This is a genomic window from Maridesulfovibrio ferrireducens (assembly GCF_016342405.1).
GTDB classification, from domain to species: domain Bacteria; phylum Desulfobacterota; class Desulfovibrionia; order Desulfovibrionales; family Desulfovibrionaceae; genus Maridesulfovibrio; species Maridesulfovibrio ferrireducens_A.
In genome coordinates this window covers 1-20,472 of record NZ_JAEINN010000028.1, presented here as the reverse complement: position 1 = coordinate 20,472, position 20,472 = coordinate 1, and the positions used below count along the sequence as shown (strand labels likewise).

Annotated in this window: 14 protein-coding genes and 1 pseudogene; 1 reads left to right on the top strand and 14 read right to left on the bottom strand. The window is 41.5% G+C overall.

Annotated elements, in window-relative coordinates:
* Positions 1-15: 15 nt before the first annotated feature.
* The gene (locus tag JEY82_RS18425) at positions 16-111 is read left to right on the top strand and encodes an IS66 family transposase zinc-finger binding domain-containing protein (protein ID WP_304088437.1); all 96 of its coding nucleotides are present in this window, start codon (positions 16-18) and stop codon (positions 109-111) included.
* On the opposite strand, the pseudogene JEY82_RS18420 reads toward JEY82_RS18425, so the two are convergent.
* From JEY82_RS18420 to JEY82_RS18355, 14 genes and pseudogenes are all read right to left on the bottom strand, one after another.
* Positions 108-1,292 (bottom strand): annotated as a pseudogene (locus JEY82_RS18420) (IS3 family transposase). The gene JEY82_RS18425 and the pseudogene JEY82_RS18420 overlap by 4 nt on opposite strands.
* A gap of 161 nt (positions 1,293-1,453) precedes the next feature.
* On the bottom strand, positions 1,454-3,058 hold the full coding sequence (locus JEY82_RS18415) for a radical SAM protein (protein WP_304088434.1): 1,605 nt from the start codon (positions 3,056-3,058) through the stop codon (positions 1,454-1,456).
* 840 nt (positions 3,059-3,898) lie between these two features.
* The gene (locus JEY82_RS18410) at positions 3,899-8,980 is read right to left on the bottom strand and encodes a glycosyltransferase (protein ID WP_304088431.1); all 5,082 of its coding nucleotides are present in this window, start codon (positions 8,978-8,980) and stop codon (positions 3,899-3,901) included.
* A gap of 211 nt (positions 8,981-9,191) precedes the next feature.
* Positions 9,192-9,956, bottom strand: a complete 765-nt coding sequence (locus tag JEY82_RS18405) for a PEP/pyruvate-binding domain-containing protein (RefSeq protein WP_304088428.1) — start codon at positions 9,954-9,956, stop codon at positions 9,192-9,194.
* A 295-nt stretch (positions 9,957-10,251) separates the two neighbouring features.
* Positions 10,252-11,496, bottom strand: a complete 1,245-nt coding sequence (locus JEY82_RS18400; RefSeq protein ID WP_304088425.1) for a class I SAM-dependent methyltransferase — start codon at positions 11,494-11,496, stop codon at positions 10,252-10,254.
* Positions 11,493-12,044: a dTDP-4-dehydrorhamnose 3,5-epimerase gene (gene rfbC, locus JEY82_RS18395; protein ID WP_304088422.1), complete on the bottom strand. Its 552-nt coding sequence runs from the start codon at positions 12,042-12,044 to the stop codon at positions 11,493-11,495. Before rfbC ends, JEY82_RS18400 begins: the two co-directional genes overlap by 4 nt.
* 75 nt (positions 12,045-12,119) lie before the next feature.
* A complete protein-coding gene (rfbG, locus tag JEY82_RS18390; protein ID WP_304088420.1) occupies positions 12,120-13,196 on the bottom strand; it encodes a CDP-glucose 4,6-dehydratase in 1,077 nt (358 codons plus the stop codon).
* A complete protein-coding gene (rfbF, locus tag JEY82_RS18385; RefSeq protein ID WP_304088417.1) occupies positions 13,181-13,960 on the bottom strand; it encodes a glucose-1-phosphate cytidylyltransferase in 780 nt (259 codons plus the stop codon). The genes rfbG and rfbF overlap by 16 nt, the downstream gene beginning before the upstream one ends.
* An 85-nt stretch (positions 13,961-14,045) precedes the next feature.
* Positions 14,046-14,777: a cephalosporin hydroxylase family protein gene (locus tag JEY82_RS18380; protein ID WP_304088415.1), complete on the bottom strand. Its 732-nt coding sequence runs from the start codon at positions 14,775-14,777 to the stop codon at positions 14,046-14,048.
* Positions 14,778-14,831: 54 nt separating this feature from the next.
* Positions 14,832-15,851 (bottom strand): radical SAM/SPASM domain-containing protein, encoded by a 1,020-nt coding sequence (locus JEY82_RS18375; RefSeq protein ID WP_304088412.1) that lies wholly within the window; start codon positions 15,849-15,851, stop codon positions 14,832-14,834.
* A 92-nt stretch (positions 15,852-15,943) separates the two neighbouring features.
* The gene (locus JEY82_RS18370; protein WP_304088410.1) at positions 15,944-16,729 is read right to left on the bottom strand and encodes a bifunctional 2-polyprenyl-6-hydroxyphenol methylase/3-demethylubiquinol 3-O-methyltransferase UbiG; all 786 of its coding nucleotides are present in this window, start codon (positions 16,727-16,729) and stop codon (positions 15,944-15,946) included.
* Positions 16,726-17,967, bottom strand: coding sequence for an NAD-dependent epimerase/dehydratase family protein (locus tag JEY82_RS18365; protein WP_304088406.1), 1,242 nt, complete (start codon positions 17,965-17,967; stop codon positions 16,726-16,728). Before JEY82_RS18365 ends, JEY82_RS18370 begins: the two co-directional genes overlap by 4 nt.
* Positions 17,967-18,998 (bottom strand): ATP-grasp domain-containing protein, encoded by a 1,032-nt coding sequence (locus JEY82_RS18360; RefSeq protein ID WP_304088405.1) that lies wholly within the window; start codon positions 18,996-18,998, stop codon positions 17,967-17,969. Before JEY82_RS18360 ends, JEY82_RS18365 begins: the two co-directional genes overlap by 1 nt.
* Positions 18,999-19,030: 32 nt before the next feature.
* Positions 19,031-20,158 (bottom strand): DegT/DnrJ/EryC1/StrS aminotransferase family protein, encoded by a 1,128-nt coding sequence (locus JEY82_RS18355; protein WP_304088402.1) that lies wholly within the window; start codon positions 20,156-20,158, stop codon positions 19,031-19,033.
* Positions 20,159-20,472: the final 314 nt, after the last annotated feature.

The following is a 20,472-nucleotide window of genomic DNA, read 5'->3' as shown; positions in this document are numbered from 1 at the left end:
CCTGAAGAAGAAAAAATATGCAACTGCGGCTGCCGACTGACCAAAATTGGTGAAGTTGTCAGCGAAAAACTCGATATTGATCCTGCCACACTTTTCTGGACAGTCAGTTAAGCCACAAAGATATTTTCCTGACAGTTGATTTCAAATTCAGCAGGTGACAGCCATCCATTACTGAAGTGTCGTCTTCTGCGGTTGTAATAGGCCTCAATATATTGGAAGAGAGCAATTTCAGCTTCCTGCCTGCGGGCAAATCTCCTGTGATAGACCATTTGCGCTTTAAGGGTATGGAAAAAGGATTCAGCAACCGCATTATCCCAGCAATTTCCTTTACGGCTCATGCTTTGGATGCAACCATGTTTTGCCAGCAATTTTCTAAATTCCCGGCTGGCGTACTGCCCCCCCCCGATCGCTATGAATCATCAACCCTTTCGGTGGTCGACGTCTTGCTATTGCTTTTTGAAAAGCGCGGATTACGGAGCTTCTTTCCAATGAATCACTTAAATCCCAACCAACAATTATTCAGGAAAACAAGTCTATAAAAACAGTGATATAAAGCCATTTCTTGCCAACTCTAATGTATGTGATATCCGTAACCCAAGCAGTATTCGGCTTGTATGCTAAGAACCGGCGGTCCAGCAAGTTGGGGGCAACCGGCTCCTTATGAGAAGAGTCTGTTGTGACCACGAACTTTCTTGTCGTTTTACACCGGAGTCCCATTGCTTTCATTTTTCTTGCAACTCGAGCGCGACTAACTGAGCAGAACCATTCTTCATCTTACAGGTCGGCTGTGATCATGGGACTTCCCGCCATTTGACCATGCTCATAATAAAGCTCCTGAATACGCTGGAACAATGCTCTGTTTTCAATAGTTCTTTTTGATTCAGGTCTCGATAACCACGCATAAAAATCGCTCATGGAAACGCCCAGAGTCAGGCACTTCTTCTTCACCGGAAAACTGGAGAGGTTCGCTTTTATAAATTGGAACGTCATTTCGGTGCGCTGCTGAAGATGTCCAATGCTTTTTTTAGGATATCACGCTCAGTTTCCGCATCGCGTAATTTCTTCTCCAGCTCTTTGATCCTTCGTTTCTCATCAGTCAAAATTCCATTTTCCTGTCCGGCAAACACATCTCCTCCATTACGGAAATATTCACGACGCCACCGATAAAGAATATTGGGGGAGATCCCAAGACTGTCTGCAACTTCGGTATGAGTTCGGGATAGATCTTCACTTAAAAGGACCGCATTTCGTTTAAATTCTGGATCGTAATTCCGACGTTTGGATTTGGTCATTCGCTTCTCCTGTAAAAGTCAGGATAGCGACTTAAATTCGTGTCCACAATCTTGTAGCAGGGTCAGGACGAAAGAGCGCAAATTTTACAACAAAATTTCGGCGATGAAGGTTTAAAAGGTGTTGTCCCTCTCCTTGCCAAACTCAAAGAATTGCGGGCAGTTCAAATCTGGGAGGGATTTAGCATCTTTTTGACATCTTCCAAAGAGTGCCTTTGCATAGTAGAAATAGAGATTAGTGGGATATTGCCAAACTTACGGCTAATTATTTCCTGAAAATTTCTATAATCTTCACTTGAAAGATGGGTATAAGTGACGATGCAGTCCGGGACGACACTATCGTTTTCTATAAATTTTGAAAATTCAACTCTTCTTTCGACACAATATTCAGCTTCAGGATCAATATCGTAATACCCCAGACAATTCTTCATATCTATTTTTTTCAAAACATTTAGCACTTGGCTAAAATATATCTGTGTGCTTGATCCAAATATAACCCACGTGTGTTTGTCAATCTCTTCTACTAGCGGCTTTAAAAAGTTAAGAGGATCATACATGTCACTAATTTCTTGCATGTACTTATCTGCCATCTGGTAATCTACACCATTTAACTTTAAATGAACTTCCCTGATACCATCATTCTGAGCATTAAACCAGTCAAAGCGATCTCGATTATATTCTGCAGGAATATAACCATGGTCAAAACAGTAATCATACAAATCTGTTCCCGGATATGGAGTATAATAAAACATATTAACTATATCCGGTTTGGCCTTTTTCACAAATTCCAAAGTAGTCTTATAATCCTCTTCATCCTGTGTCGGAATTCCGAACATTAAATTAATCCTACTGTATAAATCGTGTCTTTTGCAAACATCAATAGCGTTGTAACAATCTTCTTCTGTCTGTTTTTTATTTAAAAATTTTAGCAACTTATTTGACGCAGACTCAATACCAAAACTAACATCTGTAATATTTAAATTTTTAATCTCGGTAGCCAGTGCACCCGAAAAACTGGAGGCCCTGCAATTAGCGCTTTTCCCGAAACTGATCTCCTTTTCCGGTGGCAACTCCCGCAAATGCTTACTTATCCTTTTTACCCTCTTAACATCATTAAACAATAAATCGTCTTGAAAAGTAAAAACCTTAACGCCATATTTGTCATTGATATCTACCATAAATTCGATCAGTTGATCGTCAGGAAAAGTCATAAACCCCTTACGGGAACTGGCGCAGAAGGTACATTTAAAGGGGCATCCGTAACTTGTAAGCAGATCTGTTTTTTGGGTTTCCCGCAAGATTTTCTTCTGAGATTCAGAAAAGAAATAATCCAGATACACTCTTTTATTATGATGTTTTTTACCATGAATAACTACAGATTCAGTTAAATCCTGATAATTTTGAAGGACTTCATCCAAAATACCCATTCCGTCACCGTGCATAACGGCGTCAAAATATCCTGTTTGAACCAGATCACCAGGCATGGCAGTAGCATGAATCCCTCCACCGATAACCTTGATTCCACGCTCCTTTAAAACTTTAGCAACAAAAAATGCCTGTTCCCTATTATAAGAAGCAAACGATAGAGCAAAAATGTCTGGGATATAATCAAGAGTATCCAGCACATCTTGCGGGCGAGACTCCAAAGGTAAAAAGACTACATCAACGTCCCAGCCCAGCTTTTCAGCAAGAGCGCCCAACATTGATGCAGCCATAGATTTATTTTGAGAAAAAATACCAAAAACTATTTTTTTCTTCACGTTACCCATACCATTCTCTTCAAGTTAAAAGTTATGTGCAACTTAACTTAAGGTAGAAAACAAAATTTTCTACATACAGCATAGTTGATAATAGTGTTCGCCCGCAACACATTTATCCCTAATGAGTCTATAATTCTTCTATTCCAAGAGAAAATGTCCGATCAAGCAGGACCTACTACATATAAATACCTGATTTAAATGGATCCAACGATCAGACTTGATTTTACAATTAAATTTTCATTCAACAGATCTAAATAAAATGAATTTTTAATTTCAGAGTCCTTGCATCCTTGCTATTATGTTGTTGCAACATAATAGAAAAAATAGGAGAACACCCCGAATGCAAAGTATCTCTACAGTCCATGATCTGCAAGGCACAAATCAACGTATTTCTAACAGAATAGACTCATTTTTTTCTGAATATCAAGATCGGCACGCTTGGTCATGGCTACTGTATTATCAAAATAAAGTGTGTTTTCCTAAGATTTTGCTAAAAGATGCCGCTTACGATTTCTTGCGATCAAGTCGTTTCAGTTAAAAACGCTTTTTACTCCGTCTATCAGGCAAAATATGAGCTGAAGGTACAACTGCTTGGATAACAATGATCTATCACAGAAAGTTTTTAGACAAGCATGAAGCAAAAACAGCTCAGTTCCAATATATTGAGGCCTACTACAATCGCAGAAGACGCCATTTCAACTATAGAGATGATGCTACCTGCTGGATTAGAAATCAACTGTCACGATTATATTTTTATGACTAAACGAACTGTCCAGAAAAGTGTGGCAAGGTCAAATCTGCAATATCCACGATTCCTGCACAGAACTGATTGAAAGGTCTTTTGAAACATCAGAGCGCCCAGTCACCCCCATTAAGTATAATTTTTTTTAAAACCTCGTTCCATCGGGCGGAATGAAGACGTCGCGAAAAAAAGTCTAGGTAACGCTGACGAGCTTGTAGCCCCATCTTCTTAGCAAGGGAGGAATCCTGCCCCAACCTGATAAGATGTTTAGCTAAGTCGCGCGGTACAGAATGAGAAAACAGAAGCCCAGAAGATTCATGCTCGACTAACTCAGGAATACCGTTGACGTCTGACGCCACACAAGGTTTAGCCAAAACCATGGCCTCAAGGATTGTCAAGGGCAAAGCCTCCTCGCGAGAAGGCAGCACTAGACAATCGGCGGCACGTAAATACTCCAGAGCGTTGCGGCGCGCGCCGAGAAAACGCACCTGATCTATACTAAAAAATTTCCTTGCAGTATCCAATATCTCACGCCCCCCCCACTGAGATAAGATCGGCCCTACGAACAAGAAATAAGCGTTAGGCAGATGGTGTAGCACCTCTGCAATCTGATTTAAAAGAATGTCCTGTCCCTTGCGCGTCTGAACACTTGCCAAACATAAAACCACAAAGGCATCAGGAGGCAAATCAAGAGCCTGACGAAGATCGAGCTTGTCATACGAGAGCAGTTGCTCAGCCTCTTCCTCACGGGCACAATTAGGAATGTACACCCAATTTTTATCAGCCAGTTCTTCGAAACGCCGCCATTCCTCAATTACGTTAGCAGAGACACACACAAAATTATCGTAATCAGCAAAAGCTTTCAGAGCCTCGGACATCATGTCTATGTCCGTATACTTATCGCTAAATTGGTCAGGTGAGGTGTGGTGCACATACACGCGTGGGCAGTCTGTGGTGAGGCCAAGGGACTTCAGATAAATGTCAGCCTCCAAACGTACTCCCTCGACGATGACACAATCCGGTTGACTTTCAAGGGGACGCACTAGCCGACATGTTCCGTTCAGAAGTGATGTTCCAGCCTTTACCGAAGTTCCTACACCTTGTGCAGTTGTGCCAACCCAGTGAGGCCAACGAAAGTTACCGGCCCCACAGACGTTGCCAAGATGCTTGGCAAACTCAGCCACAGCTTCCGGCAGGCCTGGCCGTAACGGAGTCAAAATACAAACTTCTGGACCATTTGGGCCGCGAAGAATGGAAGACAAAGTCATTGATTTTGCCTCAGTTACACCGTTCACCCCACCAACTCCATATCCGAAAGAGTTAGTAACATACCACACTGTAGCAGGAGGAGAATCTTTCCGAGTTAAACCAAGCTGGCGAAACTTAGCCCAAAAGTCAGTTAAAATATCATTATTTCCTGGATCCAACAGAGCCGCTCCGTCGAGCAAACCAAGCGCATGAAGAGGATCCACCTCCACGCTAGCCCAGCCATGCAACACCTTTGCTAAAAACGATTTCATATCTCTCTGATCTGGAAAAAGTTCAATATAAAATTTGGCTAATATCAATGCTTGCGCTATATGCCCGCTGCTGGAAAGAGTTTGCAAAAGCAGCATGATCGCAGCAGGTTCAAGGGGGTAGTATGCCAGAAGTAATGCTGCTATCTCAAGAGCGTTTTCTCCTTTGTCATGAACAAGAAGAGACTGAACTTTACTCGAAAGACGCTTCAACATGCTTTGGAACTCTGAAGGTATGCCACATCCCGCCTCAGGACGTTTGAAAAATGTGCATAACTCGGGCAAAACCTGATTCAAAACATCTAAAACTTGACGTTTTCCGGCGTCGTCTTGAATATGCCCTTTAGGATTTTCAGACACAGAAACAGCGTTAGGAGCTCCTTTTATATCAGAGTCCACGCCCCGTTTACGAATGCGTAGCGGATTACGAATGAGATCGGCAGGAATCCAATTATTGACTCCCATCTCATGCCGCACAGAGGCAAGCTTGGAAGGGTCATAAATATCCGAATGCAGATCGACTATTTGCTCCTTGATTGCTATGTCCCTCTGCTTGGCCCGCATAACTACGGAGTCGTCTTTACGCCTATAAAAAAAGAGAGGTTCATTGATTTGTTCTCCTGTCCAGCCCATCTTAGTACAATGAATCCAAAATTCCCAGTCCATGTAGCCGTGAATCATACGCTCATCGTACCCGTTAACGTCCTGCCACATAGTCTTACGATATAGTGTTGTGTTAGTCTGCTGGTTTGTAACCAGTAAGCTTAAATTAGCGAAAGGCTCGCTAGGCCATATCTTGTTAGAGCTACCAAAAAAAAGAGCTTTGGTACTGACGTAACCTAACTCAGGCCGCTCAAGCAGGTACGCGACGGTACGTTCCAGAAAAGTCGGGGCAATGAGATCGTCCGCATCCAATGGCAATATAAATTCCCCCTTGGCCAGAGTTACGCCACGATTTCTGGGCTGCACTATGCCCTTTTGTTCTTGCCTGTAATAACGGATCGCATGGCCCGGATAGTTTGCCATAATATCCTGAGCCACCTCGTGGGTGTCGTCGGTGCTACCGTCATTGACGATTATAATCTCCCAAGCGCAAAAACTCTGAAGCAACACACTTTTTACACATTCAGCGAGATAACGACCATAGTTGTGGCAGGGCACCACGACAGAAACGACGGGCGCCCCATCGTGCGGAGCGACAATCTTCCCCTCGGCCATCTGCGAGTCTTTCACCCAGCCAGCCATAATAGCCGACTCACCGTGGTATGTAAGAAACTCTACAACGGCTTCAAGAAGCCGTTTCGGACGTGTGCCGGTCTCTATCGCCTTGGCAACGGCAGTCTCCAGATTATGCGCCTGCTCGATGAGCTTTTCTTTTATCAGGTTGTTACGTTTCGGAAAGTTAGAAGACTTTTCTAAAACTTGAGAGGCATTGCCATTTTCAGTTCTCCTTTTTTCCAAGAAAAGATTAGCTCGTTGCAATAAAATTAAGGCTGTATTTTTGTCTCCCGCATCCTGGAGTCTACGAGCCAGAGTGAGGTCAGCCTCAGCCATAACCTGTTCCAGAGTTCGCTCCCGCCAGCCAGCCACTGGCAGTTGCATATCAGAAACTGAGCAGATAGCGTCAGTTCGTCCCTTCGTGACGCTCCATGCTTCCATGGCATTACGATAACCAGGAAATTTGGCCTCCATATTGCGCCGCGAAGCTTCTTGTTTGACCCGCTTAACTTCCAACGCATCCTCACTTGACGAATAGTCGTGGCGGATAGTCGCCGTGGGCCAATAGATTTGACATCCCCAGTCTGGGTAAGCCCGCAAAAGACGCAAGGCCAAATCCACTCCTCCCCCCCCAAACCGAATAGAGTCATCCCACCCCCCCACAACGAAAAAGGCTGAAGCCTTATAAGAGGTATTCCCCTCTATATCTGCAAAGATTGGAAAGGGAGTATGCCCTAAATTATAATGACGAGCCAAAGCGTTGAGAGGATTATCCGTCTTCGGTAACACTGCGCCTCTAGCCGACACAATACCGTGCGTTTCGTGTGCTTTCAAATGCTCCTGCGCATAATTTTTACCAGGAATACCGTCATCATCCAAAAAGATGAGTACCGAACTCAGAGCAAAAAGTGCCCCCACGTTACGCGCCAGATACGCCCCAGTGTTCTCGCGCATCCGGACAAGAGTGTGGACATAAGGTAACAACGCATCCAACTCACCGGGAGAGCAACCATTATCCACCAGCAAAATCTGACACGAAGGTTCTAATTGACTCGCTAATTCTGCCAGAGTCCTTTCGCTGTCAGGATGGAAAACCCAGGAAATCACCACAACAGAACACTTGGGATTCTTAATAGGTCTCAATTCCTGAACACCTTCAAACACTGGACAATACAAGGAATATTTATCTTGCCAGCCCACAAAAGATAAACTATCTTCAAGCAGACCGGATGAACCTTCCTCGCAAACGGGATGAGTCTGGCTCGACATTATACTTGGTGTAGATTCAAAAGCAGGCAAAATCTGATGGTTCAAGTCATACCCTTTGGCGTCCCACCAAAAAAAACCATCAACGTCGTGTGCACCGGAGAGAAGCTTTCCCAAACATTCATAGACGAGAAAATATTCGCCGAAAGAGAATCCGGCTGGCAAAAAACCAAGCACATCTGTGCGGACCTCTGACTTGAGGAACGACACAATAGGATCCATTTCATGATGTGGTATGGCCCGTAGGGGAAAATCACATAATGGCTGTAATGTACCGATATCACCTGAAAATCCAGCCAGAATTATTTCGCTAACCGGATACATTCCGCCGTTGATAGACGCGAGAGTAGGCGCAACCTGTGTAGCATTATTTACACCCATCAACACCAGCGAAAGACTTGGAGCCTGAAAGGCTTTATGTGTAGCGAGGGGATAAATATTACCAAAAGATCCCGTGCGGGCGACAGGAGTCCGCCCCACGCACCCTAAATACATAACCCGGTTGAAACCGATAGATCGACGGGCTTCTGCTGAACTGTCATGAACTTCATGCCACTGATGAAGGAGTCCGGCCGTAATCTCAACACAAAAGGCACCGCTTCGTTTCGCCCGGTCATTAAAATCGCTATCCTCACATCCCCAGACCAGATACTCTTCCTCCCACCCACGGAGATCGTCAAAAGTAGCTCGAGAAAAAACAACATTTCCCATACCCCTAGGCCTGGCTGTAGAACGCTGTTTTAGTGCTGCGAACTCAGTGCACACCTCATCCTGACTGACTTTTAGTCTCTCAGGAAGATCCCAAGGAATCCCCTTGCCGTAAAACGCCCCCCGGCCTAATTCTACGTAACGCTGCCAAGCTTCAGCCGCATAGTCCGGACCATGAATCATATCAATATCAGATATAGCAAGCAACTCACCTAAAGCGGCTTGACAACCCAAGTTAATAGCTCGCCCGCGGTTCCAGGCACCGGATTCATCGACATAGACATACCGCGCGTCAAAGCTCTTCGCGAGAAGCTGAAGCTGCTTTTGAGTTTCTATGTCTGAACCGTAGTCCAAAAGAACAATTTCTATATTTTCGGGTGAAAAATTTTGGCTGCGTAAAGCTGCCAAGCAGTTATTTAACCGTTCATTAACACGATTACGGGTGATAACGATAAATGATACTAATTTTTTTTCATCCATATTGTGTTACCTCTGGTTCTCAAAACGGGTGGGTTACCCGCTTCTCAATCTACTAATATCTGTTTTATTGCCAAGCATATTATCTCTAGCTTATTAATCAACCATGTCCCCTACGAAACAAGAGACAAAAAAACAATTAATCTAATGAAATTTTACTTTTACCCTCTGTTTGAAGGACTACTACCACAGTATTCACCATCCACCAGAATCATCAACTCTTCAGGGGGCATCTGTCTATAACCCATGAATTCTCTAGATTTACTCCAAACTCTTTTACAAATGAAATTTTAGAAGAAACAATCTTTTCAACATTTGGATCCCATCGGCTATGGGTAGCTATCCGTCGGACCTGGAGCAGATGGACTTTTTGGTCTCGTGTCTGACAAAATTCTATATCGAGGGGGACACTGTGAAAACAATCTTCAAGTTGCTGGACCATCTTCATTATTTTACAAACCCGTTGTGAATCAAAATCCTCGCGGGCAACCCCATTGTAAATATAAATGGTTTTGCTTACCCCTGTCCCTCCTGTAATAGAATCTGTTTTACCAGATTCATCATCATAGTTAATAACGTAATAAGGTGAACCATCTTCAAGACAGCGAATCATAATCACACCGCTAAGTGCGATATCATGCACCATAGGCTGAACTAAAACTTGATCCCCGGACTCTCCAGTATAAGAAGCAATTACGGATTCTATGGCTATTTTAAGTTTACTTTCATCTTTAAAGTCTACATTGAGGATGGATTCAAATGCTCCAGCGCAGGAGGACGATTCACTATCTTCAGCCTGAGAACTGCTACGGACAATCACAGCATCATGATTCTTGAAAGTTCGCTGAACTCTGTCAATTATATGACTTTGACTTGAGAACCACTGTCTGACAGAAAAATAGAATAAATTTTGTACTTTAAACCCAGCATTTTGAAGTAAGCTTAGAGTCTCTGCTTTTGTTTCGAATTCTAGGTTCATGTTATTCTCCTTCGCTTTTAATCTTACGTCTTTATAGCAGCAAAAAGAATGCCAAGGAGTTTCCAAGTACAGAAGAACTATTTTGCAAGCCGTTTTGTCCTAAAAAAACTTGCAGAGCTTGTAGGATTCTATAAATTACCGAGAATATGAATTTATTCTATCTTGCACTCTAAAATAGTAATGTATTTAGGCGGAAAGCAAAAGTAACTACAGGGTATTCACCCTATTCTTGAGGGGAATGAAACTAAAAAAACTTGTCCGCAGTTGCTTACTATGTTTGACAGGGCGTGAACAACTAAGGAGATGTCTCTACTGTAAAAATGCGCAGTTCGGGAATAGCTGTCACAAATACGCCATTCCAATCCTTAAGATAGCTATGCTCAGTTTTAATTTCTTCAGCAATATTCCAAGGTAGAATCAGCACTACATCTGGTTTTTCCTGCCGCAGATAAGTAGGATCGTACACAGGAATATGAGATCCAGGCATATACATGCCCTGCTTGCTAGGTGCTTTGTCTACACAAAAATCAATTAAATCAGATTTGATACCACAAGCATTAAGAAAGGTATTTCCCTTAGCCGCTGCTCCGTATGCGGCAACTTTTTTGCCGTTCTTTTTTTGCTCTAATAAAAAATAAAGCAGGGCTTTTTTGGTGGTTTGAATTTGCTGCTGAAAGCCAGTATAATAGGCAATATTATGCATATTGGCCTGTTTTTCCACCTGATATAATCTAGAAACAGAGGGACGTGTTTTATGCCAAGAGTTCTCCGTATGCGTGGCAAAAATACGTAATGATCCGCCGTGCGTAGGCAATTGTTCCACATCAAAGATGCGCAATCCTTGCGTTTCAAAAATGTGACACACTGTAGAAAATGACAAGTAGGAATAGTGTTCCTGATAGATAGTATCAAACTGGTTATTAGCAACGAGTTCCATAAGATGCGGGAATTCCATAGTGACAACCCCATTGTCTGCCAAAAGAATTTTCATCCCTCTTACAAAATTATTAATATCAGGCACATGAGCTAGCACATTATTACCCAATAAGACGTCTGCTTTTTTACCTTCTTTTACAAGTCTTTCGGCCAGTGCCGTACCAAAAAAATCCTGTACACAAGAGATGCCTTTTCTTTTTGCCACTTGTGCGGTGTTTCCTGCTGGCTCTACCCCAAGACAGGGAATGCCGCGCTCTACACAATGTTGCAGCAAATAACCGTCATTAGAAGCTATTTCTACTATAAAAGAATGAACATCAAGGTCAAAGCGTTCCAGCATCATGGCAACGTATTGGCGAGCATGTTCTACCCATGAAGAGGACATCGAGGAAAAATAAACATAATCGTCCGTAAAAATATCGTCTGACTTTTTATATTCTGCTACTTGCACAAGAAAGCAGGCCTCACATACATACACATGTAGCGGATAATAAACTTCAGGCTCCTCCAATTGCTTTTTAGTTAAAAAAGCATTTGAGATCGGTTGGTGGTGCAAGTTTGCGAAGCTGTGTGTAAGTGGGGTCTTACAGTGTCTACAATTCATATCTGTATTCCTAAAAAATGTGCATCAATATGTGGGAAGCGCCTATCTCGATCTGAAATACCCTGAGGAGGAAGTGGCCAGTTTATAGAAAGAGTTTGGTCATTGTATAATAGCCCCCCTTCTGCCTCAGGCGCATACATTGCAGTGTGCAAATATAGCAAACGGGTGTTTTCTTCTAAGGTTTGAAAGCCGTGAGCAAACCCTTCAGGGACAACCAGTGCTTTACCATTTTCTGCAGACAACATTTCTCCGTGCCATTGCAAGAACGTAGGTGAGTTTTTGCGAATATCCACTGCAACGTCAAAGCAGCTTCCTTGTAGGCATCGGACAATTTTGCATTCTGCATGGGGCGGATGCTGGAAATGCATGCCGCGTATAGCTCCTTTGGCTAGGGTAAGTGAAGTGTTTATCTGGGTGATAGGCTTGTGTACGCCTGCCGATTGTAGTTCTGCCTGACAATAAAGACGAGCAAAGCTACCTCGGTGGTCTTCAATGCTGGTGATTTCTAATAGGAATACACCTTGAATAGGGCATGGAATTATGTGCATCTATATCTCTTTTATTGTTGTTACTGGCACATCTTAGCTGCATATGGCCACGTCTTTAATCTTTATATTTAAATTTTATGGATTTCTTTTTTTTCCATGCAAGGATAAAAAAAGTTCTATTTGTTGCATACACAAGCTGTAGGCATTTTCACCTTGAGACAATTTTAAGAACCAACCTGCCGTCCATGCAATACTGTCTGTAAAGGACAGCTTGGACTGCCATTGCAACTGTGTCTGTGCTTGCGTGCAGTCAAGCCCCAAATATGCGGATTCATGAGGGTGAACGTTCGTGTCTAGGTATATACTGCTGTCATTCCAATGTGTTGAAAATTGTTTAACGACTTCTCCAACGGTATGCGTTTCCTGATGCATAGGTCCAAAATTCCAACCTTTGTTATAGGATGCAGGTTCTTCTAAGAGTTTTTTGGCGAGAAGCAAATATCCATACAGAGGGTCAAGCACATGTTGCCATGGGCGCGTTGCCGTGGGGTTCCTGATAGAAACCGATTCATTTTTGGCGAAAGCTCTCACCATATCCGGAATTAGACGGTCTGTGGCAAAGTCGCCACCACCAATTACATTGCCAGCACGTACAGAGGCAAGAGCTTGTCCTGTTTTTGTAAAAAAACTTTGTCTATATGCATGGGTCATAAGCTCAGCACAGCCTTTACTGGCAGAATACGGATCGTCTCCCCCCATGGAATCAGATTCTTTATAGGCGTAGGGTTCGCCAGTATTTTTGTAACATTTATCACTAGTGACAATAATTGTGCCTTTTACGGATGGCGTCGATAGAACCGCATCTAATACTGACGCGGTTCCCATGACATTTGTATTGAAGGTTGCAAAAGGAGATTCATAAGAGGGGCGCACAAGGGATTGAGCAGCAAGGTGTAAGACTATATCCGGTGCACAGTCCTGCATTTTCTTCTGCAAAGTTGGCGAGTCTAGAATATCAGCATGTGTGTGCTTAGTATGCTCAGAGATATGGGCAAGCTCCCAAAGGCTTGGGGCCGAAGGTGGAGAAAGAGCATATCCATGCACTATTGCGCCCATAGAATGGAGCATGCAGGCAAGCCAGCTTCCCTTAAAACCTGTATCGCCTGTAATAAATACTCGTTTATTATTGTAGAAATCTACCAAGTTTTCCATGCAGCTTCCCCTGAGTTCCACATGGCATTCAGCCGCTCGGTGTCGCGTATCGTGTCCATCCAGCCCCAATATCCGTGATGTTTGTATACCATAAGTTCCCCCTGTCGTGCTAATTTTTCAAGAGGGCCGTATTCAAAATCACAGTTTTCATCAAAAGTTAGATAGTCAAAAATTTTTCTATTTAATACAAAAAAACCGCTGTTTACAAAGTTGTTTTTCCCTGTTTCTGGTTTTTCTCTGAAATCGGTTACTTGAGAGCCTTTTATTTGCAACTCTCCAAACTGATTGCCAGGAGATACTCCTGTTAAAGTGGCTATTTTGCCATGGGAATGATGGAAATCAAGCAAGGCATCTATGTTAACGTTAGCAACACCGTCACCATAGGTCATCATAAAGGTGTCATCGGTTATATATTTTTCAATTTGCTTGATGCGACTACCTTTTTGGCTGTTTGCACCGGTGTTCGCAAGAGTAACTGTCCAATCTGCTTCATCATTACAATTGTGACAACGCAATGTTTCGGGGTTGCCAAGTTTAAGGGTGATGTCATTAGTCATCCATTCATAGTTTACAAAGTAGTCTTTTATCATCTCGCCCTTATACCCAAGAGCAAGAACAAATTCCTTGTGGTTGTACTGCGCATATATTTTCATTATATGCCAAAGAATGGGATGTGCTCCAATGGGGACCATAGGCTTTGGGCGAAACTCTGTTTCTTCACGAAGCCGAGTGCCAAGTCCACCGCAGAGAATGACTGTTTGCATAAGACATTCCTAATCTAAGTTTGAATTTTATAAATTAATCGAAGTAATGCTATAATTATCAATGATGACGCACGTCTTTTTTTGCTTATTTTATACAACGCAAATATCCATCTGGTGCAACGGTAATTTGCAACTTATTATGTATGGAGGTGTCAATTTCAAACCGGTCAGTTTCTTTTAAAAACTCCCACACCGCAGTTTTAGGGTTATTTCCTTTACCCCATGGACGGTTGTCCCAAAGCTCATCAGGCAGATCTTCCACCACCGTATCAAAGACAACAAGATAGCTGCCTATAGTCACCAAGGGAGCATAGGCACGTAATTCAGATAGCACATGTTCGTGGGTATGATTAGAATCTAGTACAACCATAACGGACTTTTTCCCTTTAGCAAGTGTATGCACCTGATGCATGACTTCGTCCGTAATGGAGGAACCTTGTATCATTGTAATATATTTTGCCATAGGGTGAAATTCTATGGCCTTGCGATTGTGCTCCCGAATATCTATATCTATACCGAGCACCTCTCCATCAATATCCATCATTTTCATAAGTGACGCGTAAAATATGAGTGAGCCGCCACGAGCAATGCCTGTTTCAATAATAAGATCAGGCTTAATGTCCCAGATAAGCTCTTGCATGGCAACGATATCTTGTGGGTATTGGATGATAGGAAGGCCCATCCATCTAAAATGATACGTGTATTTATAAGGAGCATTTGCCAGATGCCATTGCATAGAATGTTGCCGAAGCCCCTCTCCTCCCATTGTGGATATTTCTTTAGTGCATTCTTCTATAAAATTTTTGGTGTCATCCATTATGATTCCTAATATTTTCTAATATGAGACATTCAAAAACATAGCAAAAGAGATCTATGTCAATAACTTTTTCTTTTTTAAACGATGCATGATTTCTTTTTTATATGGGTCTATGTTATCAACAGTGCAATATATGATTTGCTCACAGTGACGACAGAAAATAATATTCTCTCTTTTCCCATTTAGGAATTTTTTTTGAAATTCATTTAATTTTTTTGAATTCCATATATCAAGTAGGGTAGTCGTTTTTACATCTCCAATAATCATTTGATGTTTCCAGTCAAAAAGACAAAGGCTTACTGAACCATTGGAATTTATAGCCATTGAATAAAATATAAATGGGCAGACATCAATTTTATTAAGAGGTTGCCCAAAAAGACCGACTTCGCCATTCTTGGAATTATGTCCTGCATCAAACTCAGGCCAAACAGGCACAATTCTTTCTACATAAATTTTGTCTGCAATCGGACTAAACGTGTCATAAAATTTTTTTTCTGTCTCTTTTGTGAGAATATCTTGTACTGTTTTGATTAAGATAGTACAATTTTTCTTATTGTTGTATAAGTATTCAATGTTTTTTACGAAACTATTAAAGTCTATTTTTGTCTTTGTAAATTTTAAAAATTGTTCATTACTCATTCCATCTAAAGAAATATTAATTTGATCAATACCAGCGTTGATGATGGCTTTACTTCTTTTAGGGGTAAGTAAAGATCCATTTGTAGTTGTTTCAACTCTTTGTATGTTGCTATTTTTTTTGGCGTACTCAACCATTTTTTCTAAATTGGGATTCAAAAATGGTTCGCCATCTTTATACAGTCTAAGCACTTTTAGTTTGTTTGGAAAATGACCTATATCGTCTATAATTTTTTTAAATATTTTTAGAGTCATTACGTTCTTTTTTCTAGCCGTTTTCTGGAGAAGTTTTTCATTTCCAGTAGGGCAGAACGTACATTTAAAGTTGCATATATTCGAGGGGTCAATAAAAACAAGAAAGGGAGACTCTAATGGAATCACGTCTTGTAAAGCTGTTCTTCCTTCTAAATGAATTCTTGGAGATATTTCTGCTGCCATTATTGATACTACTCCTTTTAGAAAAAAATATATGAACTTTTAGATAGTCCATCTTTATTTTTACATAAAACTCTTATCCATATTTAGCAAATTTATTTTGTTATGCATGCATAAATAACGTTACAATCTTCAGGGTGTTCTTTGCCTAACTCATAGCAAGCACGGCAGAATTCTTTTTTCCAATCTTTATTTGGTCCGCCAACTCTTCCCCACCCAAAGCCACCTTCTTCCCATAAACCATTTTTTAAAAACCAGTCTATTTGAGCAGTAGATAGCATTTTATAAAAAATACCTCCTGTAGCACTTACCTTGAGTCCGGCTTCTTGGATGTCTGCTTGTAAAGTCTTAAGCGAGTAAGATCGCCGATGTCCTGCAATTTCAATGTCAAAAGGTGAAAGTTCTTCGCATTCAGTTAATGTTCCCATGAGTACTGCGAGCTTGCGATTAATGGCCAGTGCGTTAGGAACATGGACAATTAACACTCCGTCGTCACTTAAAAGGCTTGCTGAATGGCGTAGGGTAGATACAGGATTTTCGACATGCTCAAGAACGTTAAGCATGGTAATCGTATCAAATGGGATATTGGGCTTAAAATCTTCGATGAGTGTTTCATGCAATTCAGCATTGGGGATATTGTTCTTTGCTAGAGCAAGGTGTTTGCTGGAGGCATCAAGTCCTACTACTTTTTTGAAGCGGTGCGCCATCATGCTTGTTAGTAATCCATCACCGCAGGGCATATCTAGCAGGCTATCCCCTTTAGCATATTCTAAGCAAGATAGAGCTTGATAATAGCCTAAGACTTCATTGTACGTAGCAAACATCTGAGACCTAGTCCAAGAAAAGCCTTCCTGAAGTTTTTTTTCGTTTTGTGTTATCATATTGCTTCTTCCTTTTGTACTGTTTGATTAATAAGTAATTTAAGGCCATCATTAGAGAACATTTGAGGTTGCCAATCAATTTCTTTTTTTGCTTTTTCGTAGTTCATTGCAATTTTTGAAGTGTTTGCCTCAATATTGGTTGAAGTTATAACACTATTGCTTTCAAGACACATTTTTATTAATTTTGCAATGTTTAGGGTTGATATAAGATGCCCTGTACCAAGATTTAAGGTACCCACATAGTTTCTATAACAGACTTTAATAATTGCATCTATTAGATCATCTATATACAGCAAATCTAATGCTGGATCTCCATTTTGATAGTGATGCGTAATAATTGGTTGTGACCGCAATGCTTTTTTAATAAAATTGTTGATAAACTTTGGATTATCAGCACCTATGCCATACACGGTGCTTGAACGAAGTATTGTAGCTTGTAATCCTGTATTTTTTTCCCAAAATGAAATCATTATTTCGGCAAGGGCTTTGATCTCACCATCAACGCCTTTTGGAAGTATTGGAGTGTTTTCATCAGCGATGAGATGTTTTGTGTGGCCGGAATAAATTTCCCCCCCTGAGTGATAGATAAGAGGTATGCTATGTACGCAGGACACTTCAAGTATGTTTCGCAGTATTGCCAAAGCGTTACCAAGGTCTGTATTGGTATGCCCGTGTGGGGTAGCTAAGTGAATGATTCGTTTTACATTTTTTTGCTTCACCAAGAGACTTAATTTTATGCGTTCATGTTGAAGATTTAATTCTTCACGAGAAGGCGTGATAAGAGAAAAATGCTCTTGTAGTTTTTTAGACAAAGAAGTTCCAATAAAGCCCGAGATACCAGTAATTAAAATAGTTTCTTTTGAATTTTCTTTTAATATTTCTGTATGCTGACTAACAATTTTTTGAACTGCACATAACGGCTCCAGTCTAATCTCATCCACTGCAATTTTTTTGCGCAAGATTTTCATGGCATCAGCTAGGGATATGTTTTTGAAAATAGCAATAGCCCCAGCAGCAACGGCATTACTTCTGGATTTGCCATAATCACAGCAGACGACAGTTTTGGCACCATTTTTCATGTGGTGTACAGTTTCTAATATTTTTTGCTCTACAAGTTCAGGACTGTTACCCTCCTTATCGACCATGTCGCGCACATCGACAATATAAAAATTGTTGGATAATGGAAGTTGGTCGGCAGCGGCAGTCCCGAGCTTTGGAGTAATCCAACGAATAGACATCAGCTTTTCTTTTTGTAGCTATTTTCAGGAATATAGCATTCAGTTAAACTACGTAAATACCACCCATATTTAAGCTGTATTGGCTTTGGAGGTATTTCATTATAATAATCGATTAATCGCTCGATTTCATTAAATCCCGCTATAGACCTAAGATATACAGAGCCTGAAAAACGAGGGTTAATTTCAAATGGATAAAGGATGCCATCGCGCACTCGACCTTGTATATTGATAGGTCCTTTGCTATGAATTTTTTTGGCTATTTTTTCTGCCTGTTGCCGTAGTTCAGTATATTTTTTAACATGTCCTTGTGAATATGGGCTAGAAATTATGCCACCTCGCCCTTTGTAAGTGACTGAAATCTTTGTATCAAATGTACGCCGCAATGCGATAGATCCCACGAGCGTTTCATCTGGCAACGAAAGAACTCCGAATGAGAATTCCCCTTCGTCATGAGGGATGTATTCTTGAGCTACAGCATAAACTCCATCGTTGCGAATGTATTTTGCATACATCATTGCCTCCTTTACACTTACGGCAAAAAAGACCCCCACGCTACCGCCCGAACCAGTTGCAGGTTTTACAATACATGGAAGACCAACGTATTCAATATCATGAATGGATTCAATTTTAATGGTTTTAGGGATTGGGATACTTTTTGAGGCAAGAAACTCAAATGTTGCTTTTTTATTTGAAAAGAGTTCTATGGTATTTGGATCATTGCCAAGTAACTGAATACCTGCTTGCTTTAACTGTGCATTTGCAGCACCAAGCAGTTTCATTGGTTGTTCTCCCCCCGGGACAATAAATTGTGCTTTAGCATCAAGGCATGAATCAATTACATTGGTAATATAGTTTTTAGAAGAAATATGATAAGTTTTTGTGCAAATGGTATCATATAATCCATATGCTGTAGATGCTATATCGCAACCGAAGATATTATATTTACCAGCGAGATTTAGTGCCTTAATCAGCTCTGTGCCTAGTGAAGCGCCCCCGATTCCAGCAACCATGACATTGAAAGACTTTAACATCGATACTCCTGCAAAGTGTGACATACGCTTAGCTACTCACATGCTTTATTATTCAAAAACAGTTTTAAGACTAAAACAATTTTCCTTATTTGATCCCGTGTTAATCCCAAATAGCTAGGCAGGTTAATTCCTCGTTTGTACAAGTCGTAACTTACAATATTTCCCGGCACACTCTTATACATAGGGAACAGACTTATAGGATAGAAAAAAGGTCTGATTGCAAGACCTTTCGTGTTCATGGCATCAATCAAGGCATCACGTTTTTCTATCGTCATCCCCCATGAAGTACCAAAAATAACCGTTGGCATCCAGTATCCATTAGTAGTGTTTTGGGGCTCCACATTTATAGTAATATCTGGCACACTAGCAAGGGCTTCTTTGTACCAGCCAAACACTTCGCGCTTACTGGCAATCAGTTCTTCTGCCCTTTCAAATTGGGCAAGTCCAAGGGCTGCATCTATGTTAGACATTTTATACTTGAGGCCAAGTTCATCCACCCAAAAAATTTTAGCACCAGCTTTTCGTCCCTGACTCTCAATGGCGCTAACAGTTACTGCAAGGTCATCCCGATTGGAAAGCAAGATGCCGCCTTCACCTGAAGTTAGGGTCTTAGTTCCATGTAAAGAAAACACACCAAAGTCTGCAACAGTACCGGCATACTGACTGCCCCACTTGGAACCAATGGCCTCTGCCGCATCTTCAATAACGGGCAGGCCGTACTTTTCCGCCACGCTCATAATCGAGCTCATATCGCACATATTTCCATACAAATGGACGGCAATAATGGCTTTTGTCCTTGGGGTGATGCTTGCCTCTATTTTTGCAGGATCAAGGCACCATGTGTCTTTCTGTACATCGACAAATACAGGTGTTGCCCCTGTCCATGTAATAGGGAAGACACTACCCACCCATGTTGAGTCAGGCACTATCACCTCATCGCCAGAGCCTACTCCAAGCGCCATAAGAGCAACGTGCAAGGCTCCGTGACAACTCGAGACAGGCCAAACATGCGGAGAATCAAAAAAATCACTCAAATATTCTTTAAATTTGGTAATATATCCATAACACGCAGCTCCCCAACCGTTGGTAACAGCATCGGTAACATACGCAATTTCACGTGCGGTAATAGATGGCTTTGCGCAAGGTATATTCATAGGCATAAAGAGGTTCCTTTGCTGGAAGTTAGGCAATCCGTCCTACTCAAGTGAGACAGAAGGCAGGTTATGTCCCCAATAGGCCACGCTTGAAGACATGCCTTTTTTGCAGGTGGGAGAATGTTTTTTAGCCTTTTTGCGTACGGTCCACTATTTCTGTAGTGCACATCCCTTCTTAATAGTCTATACTTGGAAACTTTTCGATACTATTTTTTAGCCAGCTTTGATGTCAACATAATATATAAGTAACCGTCCAGACGGCTGCACCTTACAACGGGGATTGAATATGCTATATTGCTTTGTCTTTTGGCATTTCCCAT

Bases quoted from the DNA above. Each gene is read 5' to 3' on its own strand.
- JEY82_RS18375 (WP_304088412.1), bottom strand. From the start codon at position 15,851: ATGGCAGCAGAAATATCTCCAAGAATTCATTTAGAAGGAAGAACAGCT.
- rfbG (WP_304088420.1), bottom strand. From the start codon at position 13,196: ATGGAAAACTTGGTAGATTTCTACAATAATAAACGAGTATTTATTACA.
- JEY82_RS18405 (WP_304088428.1), bottom strand. From the start codon at position 9,956: ATGAACCTAGAATTCGAAACAAAAGCAGAGACTCTAAGCTTACTTCAA.
- JEY82_RS18415 (WP_304088434.1), bottom strand. From the start codon at position 3,058: ATGGGTAACGTGAAGAAAAAAATAGTTTTTGGTATTTTTTCTCAAAAT.
- JEY82_RS18380 (WP_304088415.1), bottom strand. From the start codon at position 14,777: ATGGATGACACCAAAAATTTTATAGAAGAATGCACTAAAGAAATATCC.
- JEY82_RS18360 (WP_304088405.1), bottom strand. From the start codon at position 18,998: ATGTTAAAGTCTTTCAATGTCATGGTTGCTGGAATCGGGGGCGCTTCA.
- JEY82_RS18370 (WP_304088410.1), bottom strand. From the start codon at position 16,729: ATGATAACACAAAACGAAAAAAAACTTCAGGAAGGCTTTTCTTGGACT.
- JEY82_RS18365 (WP_304088406.1), bottom strand. From the start codon at position 17,967: ATGTCTATTCGTTGGATTACTCCAAAGCTCGGGACTGCCGCTGCCGAC.
- rfbF (WP_304088417.1), bottom strand. From the start codon at position 13,960: ATGCAAACAGTCATTCTCTGCGGTGGACTTGGCACTCGGCTTCGTGAA.
- JEY82_RS18355 (WP_304088402.1), bottom strand. From the start codon at position 20,158: ATGCCTATGAATATACCTTGCGCAAAGCCATCTATTACCGCACGTGAA.
- JEY82_RS18410 (WP_304088431.1), bottom strand. From the start codon at position 8,980: ATGGATGAAAAAAAATTAGTATCATTTATCGTTATCACCCGTAATCGT.
- JEY82_RS18400 (WP_304088425.1), bottom strand. From the start codon at position 11,496: ATGAATTGTAGACACTGTAAGACCCCACTTACACACAGCTTCGCAAAC.
- rfbC (WP_304088422.1), bottom strand. From the start codon at position 12,044: ATGCACATAATTCCATGCCCTATTCAAGGTGTATTCCTATTAGAAATC.